Source organism: Terriglobia bacterium (assembly GCA_020072645.1).
Classification (GTDB): domain Bacteria; phylum Acidobacteriota; class Terriglobia; order Terriglobales; family Acidobacteriaceae; genus Angelobacter.
The window spans coordinates 301381-315763 of sequence record JAIQGK010000001.1 but is presented as its reverse complement, the minus strand read 5'-3'; the positions used below and the strand labels follow the sequence as shown (position 1 = coordinate 315763).

At 55.5% G+C, this 14383-nt stretch carries 11 protein-coding genes and 1 tRNA gene; 2 read left to right on the top strand and 10 right to left on the bottom strand.

From position 1 onward, the window contains the following. Positions 1-158: 158 nt before the first annotated feature. Positions 159-235: transfer RNA gene (locus LAO76_01355), tRNA-Asp, on the bottom strand. Positions 236-526: 291 nt separating this feature from the next. Further along, a complete protein-coding gene (locus LAO76_01350) occupies positions 527-1033 on the bottom strand; it encodes a hypothetical protein (protein ID MBZ5489561.1) in 507 nt (168 codons plus the stop codon). A gap of 176 nt (positions 1034-1209) precedes the next feature. On the opposite strand from LAO76_01350, the gene LAO76_01345 reads away from it, so the two are divergent. Next, entirely contained in the window at positions 1210-2121 is a 912-nt protein-coding gene (locus tag LAO76_01345; GenBank protein ID MBZ5489560.1) for a tetratricopeptide repeat protein, read from the top strand. Between the two features lie 9 nt (positions 2122-2130). On the opposite strand, the gene LAO76_01340 is transcribed toward LAO76_01345, so the two are convergent. From LAO76_01340 to bioB, 7 genes are all read right to left on the bottom strand, one after another. Beyond that, a complete protein-coding gene (locus tag LAO76_01340) occupies positions 2131-4476 on the bottom strand; it encodes a S9 family peptidase (protein ID MBZ5489559.1) in 2346 nt (781 codons plus the stop codon). Positions 4477-4587: 111 nt separating this feature from the next. Continuing rightward, complete coding sequence (locus tag LAO76_01335; GenBank protein MBZ5489558.1) at positions 4588-6642, bottom strand: DUF4157 domain-containing protein; 2055 nt, start codon at positions 6640-6642, stop codon at positions 4588-4590. 255 nt (positions 6643-6897) lie between these two features. Continuing rightward, the gene (locus tag LAO76_01330; protein MBZ5489557.1) at positions 6898-7572 is read right to left on the bottom strand and encodes a hypothetical protein; all 675 of its coding nucleotides are present in this window, start codon (positions 7570-7572) and stop codon (positions 6898-6900) included. Positions 7573-7617: 45 nt separating this feature from the next. Beyond that, on the bottom strand, positions 7618-8112 hold the full coding sequence (locus LAO76_01325) for a redoxin domain-containing protein (GenBank protein MBZ5489556.1): 495 nt from the start codon (positions 8110-8112) through the stop codon (positions 7618-7620). 42 nt (positions 8113-8154) lie between these two features. After that, positions 8155-8496 carry a helix-turn-helix domain-containing protein gene (locus tag LAO76_01320; protein ID MBZ5489555.1) on the bottom strand — a complete coding sequence of 114 codons (342 nt, stop codon included), beginning with the start codon at positions 8494-8496 and terminating at the stop codon, positions 8155-8157. Beyond that, positions 8471-8863, bottom strand: coding sequence for a type II toxin-antitoxin system RelE/ParE family toxin (locus LAO76_01315; GenBank protein MBZ5489554.1), 393 nt, complete (start codon positions 8861-8863; stop codon positions 8471-8473). Before LAO76_01315 ends, LAO76_01320 begins: the two co-directional genes overlap by 26 nt. A 98-nt stretch (positions 8864-8961) precedes the next feature. Then, positions 8962-9912 (bottom strand): biotin synthase BioB, encoded by a 951-nt coding sequence (bioB, locus tag LAO76_01310; GenBank protein ID MBZ5489553.1) that lies wholly within the window; start codon positions 9910-9912, stop codon positions 8962-8964. A gap of 269 nt (positions 9913-10181) precedes the next feature. Between bioB and LAO76_01305 the strand changes: the two genes are divergently transcribed. After that, positions 10182-10991 (top strand): hypothetical protein, encoded by an 810-nt coding sequence (locus LAO76_01305; GenBank protein MBZ5489552.1) that lies wholly within the window; start codon positions 10182-10184, stop codon positions 10989-10991. A 57-nt stretch (positions 10992-11048) separates the two neighbouring features. On the opposite strand, the gene LAO76_01300 is transcribed toward LAO76_01305, so the two are convergent. Further along, complete coding sequence (locus LAO76_01300) at positions 11049-14186, bottom strand: TonB-dependent receptor (GenBank protein ID MBZ5489551.1); 3138 nt, start codon at positions 14184-14186, stop codon at positions 11049-11051. Positions 14187-14383: the final 197 nt, after the last annotated feature.

Genomic DNA, 14383 nt, shown 5'->3' with positions numbered 1-14383 from the left:
TGCTGCATAGTACCCAACATCGAAGCCATGAATTAGAAAGATACGATCTCCGGATAGGCACAGGCGTGAGCGCCAGGCGGAGGCCCGCTGCCGAAATTCTGAGCGTAGCCGAAGGCCCCCGGCCAAACATCTTGAGAAGAAATATTGACAAGTAAAGCTGGCGGGGACGACGAGACTCGAACTCGCGACCTCTGCCGTGACAGGGCAGCGTTCTAACCAACTGAACTACGTCCCCAGCTTTGTTGGGAAATTACAGACTCAGGCTTCGACGATTGGGCAGACGACTCGCCTGACAACTTGAGTATTCTAACAGATGATCGGCTGGCCGTCATCTGTCGGCAGCGCTCACCTTCTATCCGGCATAAAATAGCTGACAGCACTTTCAATAAATCTCCTTCCACGGCTAACAGCACTTTCCCATAAATATTTCCTGCACGCCAGACCATGCCGTGATTGCCAAAGTCGCCGATACGCAGCAGTGGGAAAACGTCCAGCGCAATATTCCAGACCTAGTAGTCATTCAGCATCACTTGTTCTGATCGCTTTCTTTCGATCCTGCTTCAATCAGTTTCTTCGTCAGCAGCACCAAGCCAAGAATCTGTGTCCATTCAGAAACTATGTTGCCCACAACCTGTCCCCACTTCGATTCCGAATCAGAATGCGCGTACAGCAGAACCCATCCAATTCCGGTCACTAGAAGAAACACCGTTAATGAATGTTCCCGCAGAGTTTCCAAAAAGCGGTCGGCCAGTTTATTCTTCGGCTCTTTGCTCTCACTTGATCCGCGTTCATACAAGTGCTTGGTGGCAAGGATCATCACCACAACGCCGCTCCAATCAGCGATGGCGTTGCCAAAGAAAGAGCCGATGTGCCTTTTCTCGTCGCTCACGCTATAAAGCACGATCCAGGCCAGGAGGATGCAACTGGTCACAATCGTGAGTCCGTGACGCTCAAAAAACGTTTGGTTCGGTTTCTTTTGCAGAGCAAACTTCAAATTGTTCACCTCATCCCAGCACTGCTGGTTAGACGGCATTGCCGGATCATAAGTGGTCTAAGCGCTCCATCCCATAATTTATGGTTTCAATTTGTGCTCTCCTGCTCACCAAAACCTGTCCCTCGTGTCCAATCCAGCGTGATGGCTGATTCATGACGGCATATGGTGTCTATCCATGGCGCCCGGCGATCGCATCAGGTTAGCGGAGAGAACTAATGAGTGCATTTCTTTCTCGATTCATGTTTGTGATCGCGTTAGCTGCCGTTGTTCACGGGCAAGGCGCAAATACCAATGTGGTTGCAATGGACCAGGCCAATCAACTGTATTCGGCCAAAAACTGGAGCGCCGCCGCCCCAGCTTTTGAAACCATTACGCACGCGGAGCCTGGCAATGCGCTGGCTTGGTTGCGGCTGGGCGTTTCCCGCCACAAACTGGGCCAGTATGCGTCGGCGGTTGAGGCTTACAAGCACATAGAATCTGATCCGCAGGTCGGGTCTTCAGCGCTGTATCGCGAGGCTGCTTCACTGGCCAAACTGAACCGGAACCAGGAGGCGATTGCATCTTTGGATAAAGCCATAGATGCCGGTTTGGCCCAGCCAAGCATGTTTCAGCAAGATGCTGATCTGGCATCGTTGCGCGATGAACCTGGTTTTAGAGCGGTCATTGAGAAGGCTGATGCCATCGCACACCCGTGTGTTCATCATCCTGAATACCGCGAATTTGATTTCTGGATTGGCGAATGGGACGTTGTTACCACGCAAGGCCACAATCCGGCCGGAACCAGCAGCATTCAACCCATCATTGATCAATGTGTGTTGCTGGAAAACTGGACGGGCGGCGGAGGAGGCACGGGCAAAAGCTTCAACCATTACGATACCTCCAGAAAAATATGGATGCAGGATTGGGTCGACAGCCGATCCAACAGCATTCACTTTGAAGGCAAGCTGGAAGATGGCGTGATGAGCTACTACGCGGAGAGCCGCAAGCCGGATGGCACGCCCATCCGCCGCCATCTTCAGTTCTTTAAACTCGACTCCGACCACGTACGCCAATTCAGCCAGCAATCCAGCGATGGCGGCAAATCATGGACGACCGAATACGACTTCACTTACAACCGCAAGAAGTGAAGCCGTGATTTATTTCTTATGCTTCGGCGGCGTTGGCTCCGGTGGCTTGCTCGCATCGTGCTTGCCCGGCAAATCGCTGGGCTTCACGCTCACCTCGCTTTTCGCCACGCCGTCATATTCCGGCTTCGGTAGTCCCTGAAGATATTTATCAAACCAGCCGACAATGTGCTCAAGCCGCTCCACGCGGTGCCACGGCTGCCCTGAGCGTGAAAGCTCGTGCGACTCGCCCGGAAACCGCACCATGACCACCGGGCGCTTCAGGAATTTAAGCGCGCGGAACATTTCTTCTCCGCCGGCCGCGGGCGGCGTGCGAAAGTCGGCTTCACCCAGCACCAGCATCAGCGGCGTGTGGACGTTCTGGATGTAAGTAATGGGCGAGCGGTTCACGTAATCCTGCGGGTCCTGGAACGGCGGTGCTTTGAACCATGACGGCTGGAACAATGTGAAGTCCGCGGCGTACCACCACGCCGCCCAGCTTGCGATGTCGCGCTGCGCCACCGCAGCGGCAAAGCGATCTGTATGGCCCACGATCCAGTCTGTCAGCAGTCCACCGCCACTGCCGCCGGTCACGCCAAGTTTTTTCGGGTCGATGTATCCGCGCTTTATCACTTCGTCCACGCCAATCATCAGGTCTTTGAAGTCGTCGCCCGGATAGTGATACTGAATGATGTTGCCGAACTGTTGCCCGTAGCTCGTGCTGCCGCGTGGGTTCGGGTAAAGAACCACGTAGCCTTTGGCGGCCATCCATTGAAATTCATGGTCGAAGATGAAACCATAGGCGGTATGCGGGCCGCCATGAATGTTCAGGATCAGCGGATATTTTTTCGCCGGGTCGAAGTCGGGCGGCTTCTGGATCCACGCGTGGATTTTTTTGCCGTCAAAGCTGGTGTACCAGATCTCTTCCGGCTCGGTGAGGGTGAGCTGGGAGAAAAGCTTTTGATTGATGTGGGTGATCTGGTGGGGCGCGGCGGTCGACCCATGATTCAGCACAAATAGATCGCCTATGTTCGTCGGTGTTGAGATCAGCACGACCAAGGTCCGGGCATCGCTCGTCGCCCGGAAGCGCTCCACCGCCTGCTTCCCATTTGTGAGTTCGGTGATTTTTCCAGAGGCCGCATCGACCGCAATCAGATTGGCCATGCCTTCGCGCGCAGTGGTCAAAATCAAGTTGTTGCCATCGCCGGTCCATACGATGTGGTCCTGCCCTCCAGCGCGCGGTGGGCCCTGGTCGCCACCAACGCCGCTGCAAACGTCAAAGTCGTAATTCGCGGTCAGGTTGCGCGGCTTGGCCGTGGCGTCAAGGTCCATTACCCATAGATCGGGCTCGGTGTAAGACTGTACCGGCTCGTTCACTGAAGCGCAGAAGGCCAGGCGCTTGCCGTCTGGGCTGAGTGACATTTCGCGCGGCGCCATATTAATGGTGAGCAGCTTTGCCGGCGCGCCGCCCGCTGCCGCCACTGAGTAGACATCGGCATGCGGATGCTCGTAAGAAGGATCGTCCACCTGCGTGGTGGTGAAATAGATCCTGCTTGAATCCGGCGACCACATGATGCCGTCTTCCTGATATTTGCCAGTGGTGAGCTGTTTCGGTTTGGCGTCGTCCTCAGAGCTTTGCGGCGTGGCGATCACCCAAACATGCTGCGGGTGTTTGTAATCCAGATAGCCGCCGCCGTTGATGCGATAGACCGAACGCGTGATCACGCGTACATCGCTCTCATGGTCGGCATCTGCTTCCGGCGATTTCGCCGCAGTCGGCCCCGCTTCCGGTTTATCGGCTGAGAATTTTTCTTCTGACTTGCCTTTGGACGCCGCTTCTTTCTTGTGCTGCTTGGCCAGGTCTTCCGCAGACGTGTCACTGGTAAAAGCGATCATCTTGCTGTCTGGCGACCACGCAGGCCCGCCCGCGCCGCGTGGCAGATCGGTAATCTTCCATGACTCGCCGCCTCCGCTCACCGGCAGCAAATAGAGCTGCGGTAACGGTCCACGTCCCATTCCGCCGGGGCCGCCAGGACCCGCGCCGGCAGCAGGCTCAGGCGCGCGCACAAACACCAGCCACTTGCCGTCCGGCGACCAGCGCGGAGAAGAATCATGCTTGCCATCGGTCATGCGGCGCGGTTGCTCGTCGCCGCGCGTGCTGACGCTCCAGATGGCGGTGTCATATCCGGTCTTCTTTTCGTCGACTGTGACCTTTACAAAGGCCACGTGAGAGCCGTCAGGCGAAATCTGCGGGTCGCCAATCCAGTTGAATTGGAAGATGTCTTTCTCTGTGATCGAACGCTTTTGCGCCTGGGCAAAGCCGGCAATCGCCGCGGATAGACAGAGCACAACAAAAAGAAAGCGGACAGAACGGGACATGAAAACTCCTTGGGGAAACGGACTTTTATAGCGATTTGGGACAGGAATGTCCAGTGAGGCGCGGATCCGATGATCCGCTTAGAAATTGCGGATAATGCCACCAGATGGCCTTTACTTAATTTTCTTCAAGGCGCTTTCCAGGGCTTTCACCGCCGCATCCCTTGGACTCTTCTTATCGACCACCGCTGCCATCATATCCACGATGGGTGCGGGCGCAGCGCTGCGAAGCAGGTCCCAGAGTGGATCGGAAAGGTGGAGCCCTTTTGCGGACTTCGTCTGCCTCTCCTTCAAAAATGCCCAGTCAATGTCATCGAGAGCGCTGATTGCTGCCTCGAATTTAGTTTGTTTGAGTTCGGCCAGGCTCATTGTCGGCGCCAGCTTTTGCAACTCAAGGCGTAGGTCCATCAGGCGCACAGAGTTTGCGACATTCTCACCGGCGGGAAGCGTGAAGGCATCTACTGCATCAGAAAAACTCTTGTTACATACATAAAAGCAGTCGAACTGCTGGTAGGAATAATTACTCATCAGGGTCCGAAAGATGGCATCCTGCCTGGAATTCTTCATTTGGGGGACTCTGCTTCTGGCAGGCGGCGTGCTCCCTTGAGCAGGCGTAGGACATGGCTTACAGTTTTGATCCTTTCCCAAAGTTATGGGGGGCTGCTTGTCGGCGGGATCGATAGGAATGGGATCAGGAAAATTCCCTCCGGCTCCGACACAAACGCCGGGGATGGGGCATGAACCTTGGTTTTTTGGCTGTAGCCAGAAAGCCCTGAACTCGCTGGCGTATCGCGCAAACACCGTATGCCAATCGGAAAAATCCAATGTCTGAAGATAGTCCAAGTCCGCAACATGTTGCCCTTCGTGCACAAATGTATTTCTAAAATCTGATTCTGAAATGGGAGTAGAGCTGGTGAATAATTGGACTTCGGCAGCGGTCCACGTCAATGCCGGAAGGACCGGTGGTGTGGCCTGTGGTGCCTTTCGCTGGGGTTCTACTTCGGGTGATTGCTCTGGCTGCGGTGTCAAGGTTACGCGTGGCTGAACCTTTTCATCTCCTTTTTGCACCGTCGAGATTGAAGTGCTTTGCGTCTTCAGCACGTCTGTTAGACCTGCCGTGCCGGGAGTGGGAGGAGAAACTGTTCCAACGCCTTTGGCTCTCGGATCCGCCAAGTAATCCCCGCCGGTATCCGGGTAGTGGACTTTGGGATCAAAATAAGTCGGGTTGTTCGGATCTGAATAATGTGTAGGAGTGAGAATAGTCAAAACCATTCTCCTCTTGTCCAGCAGATCTATTGTATTCACATAAAGATTGTCCGGATCCAGGGGGCCTTTCGAAGGATCGCGCTTGATCTTACGTCCCCGCTCCAGTATCTGAGCAACATTCAGTTGCTGCTCCTTGTGCTGCTGGACCGCTTGGTTATGTGCTCTTTCATCGTCGGTTGAGGGTTTGCGCTGCACCTGCGGCGCTGTTGATAGGCCGTCCTGCTGGACCACATGCGTCAGCTCATGCCCCAGCAATCGCTGGCCTTCATGCGTTCCTGGCGTAAATTCTCCCGCGCCGAATACCACGTTATTCCCCGCCGTATACGCTCTTGCATTCACCGCCTTCGCCGACTCCATCGCCTTCGTACCCGTATGCACCCGCACACCGCTGAAGTCGTGCCCGAACCGAGGCTCCATAAAGTCGCGTGTCGCCCTGTCCAGCGGTTTACCGGGCGAGCGCAGAGCTTCATGGACAATCGGCGGCGCTTCCATCCCGCCGCTGCTGCGCGGCCCGGCGGCTTTCATCTGCACGCGGGCATGTTCGTCTTCTGAATGCTTCTTGCAGTCGTCGCATGTTCCACCGCAGGCGCAGGCGCGCTGGACTCTTGGGGCCGCGCTTGATGCCGCGGCCGCAGCCGTGCGGGTCTCGGGCATGCGCATCACCTGCTCGGACACGCGGTCGGCTTCTTGCTCGTATGCATCGCCGGGCTCGTTAATGGCGAGTTTCCGCTGGATGCTCCGCACCGGCGCCTGCATGAGCCGCAGCGCCGCCTGATTGCCAATTGTGCGCTGCAAATTCAGAATTGGATGCTGCTGATGGTTGATCGAACGGGTCGGCGCGATAAGGCTGGGAGTGCTCGAGGGTGTCCGTTGCCGGCTCTCTTTGGGCGAAAAGGTGCTCATATAGATTCTCCTTCCACCACACACCCAAGCTTGCAGAAAATGAATCTCGGCCAAATTATATATAGTGCTTGCGCTGGCGAACCATCAGGACACAAAGGAACACGAAGTCAATCCAGAGAGTACGCAACAACACGCTAATCATTCAGTAAATCGATCATTCTGGGCCTGTGTCGCCGCTCCAATTTTCCTCTAATCCATTTCTTGCTCGATCAATTCCTTTGCGTTTGTTCGCGTTCTTTGCGGTTGATCTAGTGGTTAATTCGGCTTCTTCTCTCCCGGCAACTCCGGTGGCGGATAGTAAACCTTGCTCCCGCCAATCTTCTGCACCTCATCGCGGAACGTGGTTCCATAATCCTTTTCGCTTGAGAGAGCATAGGCCTGGCGCTTGTAATTCCAGCTCTTCGGATTCAAACGCTGCGCCTCCTTGAAGTGCGCGACGGCTTCCGGTTGGTGGCCGGACTTGTAGAGTTGCTCGCCCAGGCCAAACTCAGCCGCGGCTTGCGCGATGTTCGGATCTTGAACCGTTAGTTTTTCACGTAGATGATCTTCACTCATCACGTAGGCGCTCTTGTCGCCTTTTTCCACCCAGTCCTTCAGTGCATTGAGATACGGTTCAGAGTCCATGCCGGTGAAGTTCTTGAAGCGGTCGTCCACGAATGCAACTTCATTCGGACGCACAATGCGGCCTTGCTCGTTGATCCAGACGCCGGTGGGCACGTTGACCATGTTGTACAACTTGGAGACGAGGTGCTTCTCGTCTATCAGCACGGTATAGCTCAGCGGGCCGATTTTCTTCGCCGTCTCAATCGTCGCTGGCGGCAGATCAGGCTTGGCCGAAACATATTTCAATGGATCGATCCAAGGCCCGGCATCTTTTGCGCCGCCAGTATCCTGCGCTACGGAGATGATTTCAAAATTCCTATCTTTCAATTGCTGGTAGATTGCCTGCCAGCCTGGCAGGTCAAAGCGGCACCCTCACCAGCTTGCCCATGTAACCAGCAAAATTTTCTTTCCGCGGAAATCCGAGAGCCGGTGCGGCTTGCCATTCAGATCAGGCAGCGTAAAGTCCGGCGCTTGCAGTGAACTGAGCTGCTGGCGCTGGTCAGAGCGCAGCCCAAAATACCAAGTGGACATTGCGGCATCATGCGCCACCGGCTGGTGGACCAGAGCAGCAAACGCCGTCATGTTAAACCACGTCACTGGTGGAGTCTTGCGAATAAATTCCTGCTGCCGCGCCTTGGGCAGCGGAAAGCAGAGCTCATCGCGACAGACTCCTTGCGGCTTTACTTCAAAACGCGTTGCGCGCTTCAGGTCGGCAGTGGTGATCCAGAGCTGGCCGCCGTCTTCACGTACCGCGGCCAGATCGGTTGGCGCATCGTCATAAACAATGGTGGTGCGAAGCTCGTTGGCCGCGGAAGGAATAACGGCGAGTAGAAGAAACAACAGACCGGAGCAAACATTGGCTTTCATGCAGTCTCCATGTACGGATGGCAATTATATAGAGAACACCTATCAAGCCACCACAACAGACATTTGACCGTGCGGTTTACGTGCCGGAGTAACGGTTATCTTAACGTCCTGACCAAGTGCGGTTAGAAACTCAATCAGGCGACCGATGGAGAAATTGCCGGAGCGATTGCGCGCCAACGCTGAAACTTGAGGTTGCGGGATTCCGAGAATTCTTCCGGCCTCCGTCTGGGTAAGACCGCGTTCCTGGATGATACGGTGGATTTGCAGAGTCAGGCGCGCTTTCATGAGCTCCTGGTCCGCGTTGGGAAGGCCAAGATCGGCAAAAACATTGCCGCTACTCTCCGCAACAATAGTTTTTTTAGCGGTTTTTCTTTTGGTCTGCATAAAATTTCTGCCTCGTTTCGTAGTCTCGCTGAGCAGCCGCCAGCCGCTGATAAATCAGGTCTATCTCTTTCTTTGGAGTAGAAATCCCTGATTTGGATTTCTTCTGGAAAGCGTGGAGGACATAAACAACTTCTTGAAAGCGGATGGTATAGACGGCACGCCACGTGTTTCCAGCAAAGGGAGCAATAATTTCCATGACACTTGCGCCGCCAAAGCCTTTCATGGGTTTTGCTGCCGGGTCAACATGGCCGTTTTGCGCAGCATAGAGCGCATAGCCTACTGCGGAACGGACCTCAGATGGAAAGGACCTTAAATCGCTTAGAGACGACCCGACCCAACGGAGAGGTTTTGGCAGCTCACGATTCACTATATGATTATATGTATATTTATATGCTCGTCAACCCGAAAACCTGCGCAGTTAAGAATCAGTTTCCCTAAGGCATGATGACCAATTGATCATTCATGTTATCGCGCAAGTTCCATTGGCCTCATTCCCAGCTCTTGCAACAGCGCGGCGTCCTCATCTGGCGCGGGGTTTGGCGTCGTCAAAAGCCGTTCACCGGTAAAGATGGAATTCGCTCCGGCGAGGAAGCACAGCAGGATCGCTTCACGCGACATCTGCTTACGTCCTGCGGCCAGGCGGACCATCGAACGCGGCATCAGGATGCGGGCGCAGGCAATTGTACGCACCATGATGAATGGATCGAGATCTGGTTCCGACGCCAGCGGCGTGCCTTCTGCGCGGACCAGCATATTGATCGGGACACTTTCAGGATGCGGGCGCAGCGTGGCGAGTTGATGCAAAAGCCCGATGCGGTCATCTTCGGATTCGCCCATTCCGAGAATTCCGCCGCAGCAAACCGTGATGCCGGCCCTGCGCACGGCAGCAATCGTATCCAAACGTTCCTGGTAAGCCCGGGTGCTGATGATGTTCGCGTAAAACTCGGGAGAAGAATCCAGGTTATGGTTGTAAGCGGTAAGGCCGGCTTCCTTAAGCTGAGCGGCTTGCGAATGCGTCAGCATGCCCAGCGTGCAGCAGACTTCCATGCCCAGCGCGGCCACCGCGCGCACGGATTCCAGTACGGAATCGAACTCGCGGCCTTCCGGCGCCTGCCGCCATGCAGCGCCCATGCAGAAGCGGGTTGCGCCATCGGCTTTTGCGCGGCGGGCGGCGGGCAGAATTTCATCGCAATTCATCAGCGGCTCGCGCTCCACCCCGGTTGGGTAGCGCGCGCTTTGCGGACAGTAAGCGCAGTCCTCCGGACATCCACCGGTCTTGATGGAAAGCAGCCGGCACATCTGCACTTCATTGGCCGGGTGAAATTTTCGATGTACTTCTTGCGCTTGCACAAGAAGATCGAGCAGCGGCTGATGATAGAGGGCAGCGATTTCCTGCCGGGTCCAATCCGTTCGCATGGCGGGGGCAATTATAAATGGCGTTCCGCCGGAGCGCGCTGCGTGTCTTAAGTTACAGGAAGTGGCGTTCAAGGCCCTGAAGGCGGAAAAGGCCGTCCAGTGGCTGCCCGTTTGAAAGGGCCTTGATTTGTTGAACTTGCGCAGACGGCTATTAACTGCAAAGTTAACCGGTGCAAGGCCGAACGTAACAATTCTTAAAATTTTAGAAAGCGCAACTATTGATAAAGTTTAAGACGCGTCTGACGGGGCCGCTTGCTGGATTGCTGACAATGAAGAGCATGCACAGACAATTCGCGCTGTTGGGACTGCTGCTGGCTGGCACTCTGGCCCTGGCCCAGCCTGTACCGCGGCTGAATAATTTGACGCCCGCTCTCTCGCTGGTTCCGCCTTCGATGATCACACCTGCAAAGCAGCCGTGCGTTCATCCTATTGAGCCGTTTGATATCGATGATTACAATGGCCCACTCAGCCAGGTGGTCGGGCGATTCTCGCAGCGGCTGGAAAGCACCACGGTCCACATTCCGCGCCACAGGAGCGATCTGCGGCCTTGCGCGCTTTCAGCCTCAGACAAGTTCCATATGTTCGTGGAAAGCACTTCTGATCCGCTGAACTACGTCGGCGCAGCATGGGACGCTGCAACCGCACAGTTGGACAAAGACGATCCCACCTACCAGATGGGCGCCGCAGGGTATGGAAAACGCTTCGGCGCTGCGGTCACTGACAACGCGACCGGCGATTTCTTCGGCATCTTTCTTTATCCCGCGCTCTTCCGGCAAGACCCGCGCTATTACCGGCTTGGACAGGGGTCCACGCCGTCGCGGCTCGGCCACGCGCTGGCACACAGGTTTGTGACCCAGAGCGATTCCGGCAAGTTCATGCCTAACTACTCTGAATGGTTTGGCACCGTAAGTTCCAAAGCGCTGAGCAATCTCTATCATCCCGGAAACCCGCGCGGCTTTGGCCCCACGGCAAGCCGCGTCGGCTACAGCGTGGCCAATGACATGGCGTGGGACGTGCTTCGCGAGTACTGGCCGGAAATCGCGCGCAAATTCAAGCTGCCCTTCCGCACCCGAAATTAACGTCGCAAGAAAAAAGACGGCGCCGAAACGCCGTCTCTAGAAGCATTCATCAACAATCTAGAAAGTAAACTTCGCTCCCAGTTGGAACTGCCGTGTATTGAAGGCCGTTCTGGGTGCGCCAACCTGGCCGCTGGGGCTGAAACCACCATCGCCAAAGTGCTGCGGCTGGATCTGTCCCGCAACAAAGTCCGGCGCGCCGTAAACCGAAAATACTTCGTCGATGTTGGTGTGATTAAGAATGTTGAACGCATCCACGGAAAGATTCAGCACTTTCTGTTCGCCGATGTGGACAGCGCGGGCCAGCCGCATGTCAACCGTTTCCAGGTTATCGCCGCGATAGCTGTTGCGCGGAGAATTGCCCACGCGGTCCGTGACCGGGTTGCCATCGTTGTTTGCATCAAAGCCCACAAACAATGTAAAGGGCCGCGCCGATTGCAACGTGACAATGCTGCTCAACTGGAAGTTGCGCAGGAACGTGCTCTGCGGCGCATCGGCGGTGAAGTTTGCCACAAAACGGTGCCGCGCGTCCTGGTTGGAATTGGCCCGTTCCAGGTTGCGTTGCGCGTTGGATTGTGGCGTGCTCACGAACGTGACAAACGTGCCGTCATCCAGCGTGTGTGACAGCGTGTAATTTGCGTTCATGGAGAAATACTTGCCCGCCTTTTCGATCACCTGTAACGTCAGCCCGTGATAGATCGAGTTGCCGGTGGAATCGGTAAAGTAAAAAATGCCGTTCGTTCCCGGAGATCCCGCCGGCGGCGCGGGAATGTTGGGATCGAGAATGGCAAAGGCGTAAATGTCTTTGCCTGTGCTGGGCTGCACGCCAACTGGCGGTCCCACGTTTAGATTAATAGGACGCACCAGCTTGTGTCCGGCAACAAACAGATAGCCGACGCTTACCGTCAACCCGCCGCCAAGAGAGCGGTCAATTTCCAGGTTCCCCTGCTCCGTATAGGGCGAACGCAGATTGCGATCTACCGCCGTTCCGCCCTGGGCGAAGAGCGAGTTATTGGGGAAAGACCCGCTGTTGATCAGGTTCTCAAATGCTGAAGTCAACAGTGGCGGCGGCACCGTTCCCGGCGGCAAAGGCAGCGGAGGCACAGTCGGACATCCAGCCAGCACGCAGGGCGTAGGCAGGAAAATACTGTTCAGCAGGTACGTTCCGGTCGTCTGGTTATTTACCAGCGGCAATCCAGCGATTACGGGTGGCCGCTGTGGGGCCGGCACAAAGAAAAACGTCAGGCTGTATTTGTCATTAAAGATGCCAAACCCGCTGCGGATCACCGTCTTTGAATCCGGCGCATAGGCAAAACCCACTCTGGGCTGGAAATTGTTATGGTCGCCATTCACAAAGAATCCCAGTCCGGCCTCCACGTCATATCTGAGGCCGTAATTCACCGTGAGCTTGGGCGTAACTTTGTACTGGTCCTGGGCAAAGAAACCAAAATAACTATGGTTCACGTGAACAAAGAAATTTGACGCTTCAGAAGGCAAAAACGCCTGGTCCCATGTTGTAGGTACTGAAGGGGATGCCGCATTCGGATTAAATGGGCCCGGACCAATCGGCGCGCCCCAGAAGAAAGCTGCCAGGCATGGCGCTACCAGCCCAACAAGCGGCGCAGGACACGGCGTTGATCCCCAGTCAGACTTGCCTGACGCCAGCAGGTCATCCAGACTGGGGAAGATCACGCGGGCCGGAGTGAAACCCGGCCAGATCACAAAATTGCGCACGTAATTGGTATCGACTCCAAATTTGGCGTAGTGCTTTCCGTGGACCCAGGAGAAAGTGTCTGAAGCTTGAATACGCGTTTCGTTGTAACGGTCAAAGGCTCCAAAGTTGTGGCCAAAAAGCAGTAGGTTGGGAACATCGAGGTTCGGCTGGCCGGTTACTCCAAGAAAACCGTAGTTACGCCGCGCCCATTGGAACAGCAATGAGTTCACCTTATTTTCAGTAAGCGTGGTCGTGAGCGTTCCTACCAGGTCCTGGTCGCGCAAAGATCCGTTGCGTCCGCTGCTGGGCGCGCCCACACCGCCGCCATCCAGCGTCTCACCCACCAGCATGTTGAGGTTGTTGGAGTCCTGGATTGAATAGCGCGCGGACAGCCGGTTGTTGTCGGTCAATTGATGATCGAGTTTCACGAAACCGTTGTCCACATCGGCCGTCTTTAGTACGTTCAGATTCTCCGGCGCAATTCCAAGGCTGGCTTTCAGCGCATTGATTGCCGCCAGGTTGTTTACCAGAAGAGAGGGATACTGCGGTGATTGCCCTTTCCGCTGGCCTTCATAATTGACGAAATAAAAAGTCTTGTCTTTTTTGATGGGGCCGCCCAGCGTAGCTCCAAACTGGTTCTGCCGGAACGCGTCAAAGCCCGGCGGCGCCAGCAGCGGTTCGGCGTTGAGCTTATTGTTCATAAAGTACTCATACACCGAGCCATGAGTGTCGTTGGTCCCGGACTTGGTCACGATGCTAACGATCCCGCCCAGCGCGCGTCCGTATTCGGCGGCAAAGCTGTTGTTCACGACGCGGAACTCGCTCACGGCTTCCTGTGATGGCGTGGCGCGTTGCGAACCGGTTGCCGTATTGATGTTGTCCGCGCCATCCACCGTCACGGCGTTGTTCAGGTCGCGCTGGCCGCCAAATGAAATGCGCGTGACCGAGGGATCTGTAAAAGTCGATTGCAGGCTGATTCTTCCGGTGGTCACTCCCGGGCTCAGCAAGGCAAAGTCCGTAAAGAGCCGGCCGGAGATAGGCAGTGACTGGATTTGTTGCGTGTCAATTACCTGGCTCACTTCCGTGCGCGTCGGCTCGATGGTCGGCGCTTCAGTATTGACCGTGACTTCCTGCGTGGTGCCGGCCACTTTCAGGCTCATGTCAATCGTCGCCACCTGGGCAACGCGCAACACGATTCCGGTCTGGGAATACTTGGCAAATCCCTGTGACTCCGCCGTCAGTTCATAATTTCCCGGTGGCACATTGGGCAGGATGTAGAAGCCTACGCTGCTGGAGGTGGTCTTATAAATCTGGTTTGTATCCACATTGCGCAGCGCGACTGTGGCCTTTGCAATCATGCTTCCGGTCTGGTCGCGGACTGATCCGTTGAGTTGGGCGTCTGTGGCGCTGCTCTGCGCATACGCTGAGTTACAGGAGATAAAAAGAACAAGTGCGAACATGACAAACGCGAAACCACGTTTCATATTTCCTCCAGCCGGGGAAGCGGGAGCTTACGAACGTTCGTTCTAACCCGCCGCCTGGATAGAGCAGGCGGCACGATTCGGGCACCCATCCCTGAGCGGGCCATTGTCTAACAAGCAAAACAAATGTCAAGGATTTAATTTTTATGTCAAAGTAGTTTGTCTCGGAAGGCGAGACAGTTTCAAGAAGAGATGAACGT

Coding starts and splice junctions, on each gene's coding strand:
- LAO76_01345 (MBZ5489560.1), top strand. CDS start 1,210: ATGAGTGCATTTCTTTCTCGATTCATGTTTGTGATCGCGTTAGCTGCC.
- LAO76_01340 (MBZ5489559.1), bottom strand. CDS start 4,476: ATGTCCCGTTCTGTCCGCTTTCTTTTTGTTGTGCTCTGTCTATCCGCG.
- LAO76_01305 (MBZ5489552.1), top strand. CDS start 10,182: ATGAAGAGCATGCACAGACAATTCGCGCTGTTGGGACTGCTGCTGGCT.
- bioB (MBZ5489553.1), bottom strand. CDS start 9,912: ATGCGAACGGATTGGACCCGGCAGGAAATCGCTGCCCTCTATCATCAG.
- LAO76_01350 (MBZ5489561.1), bottom strand. CDS start 1,033: ATGCCGTCTAACCAGCAGTGCTGGGATGAGGTGAACAATTTGAAGTTT.
- LAO76_01320 (MBZ5489555.1), bottom strand. CDS start 8,496: ATGCAGACCAAAAGAAAAACCGCTAAAAAAACTATTGTTGCGGAGAGT.
- LAO76_01335 (MBZ5489558.1), bottom strand. CDS start 6,642: ATGAGCACCTTTTCGCCCAAAGAGAGCCGGCAACGGACACCCTCGAGC.
- LAO76_01300 (MBZ5489551.1), bottom strand. CDS start 14,186: ATGAAACGTGGTTTCGCGTTTGTCATGTTCGCACTTGTTCTTTTTATC.
- LAO76_01325 (MBZ5489556.1), bottom strand. CDS start 8,112: ATGAAAGCCAATGTTTGCTCCGGTCTGTTGTTTCTTCTACTCGCCGTT.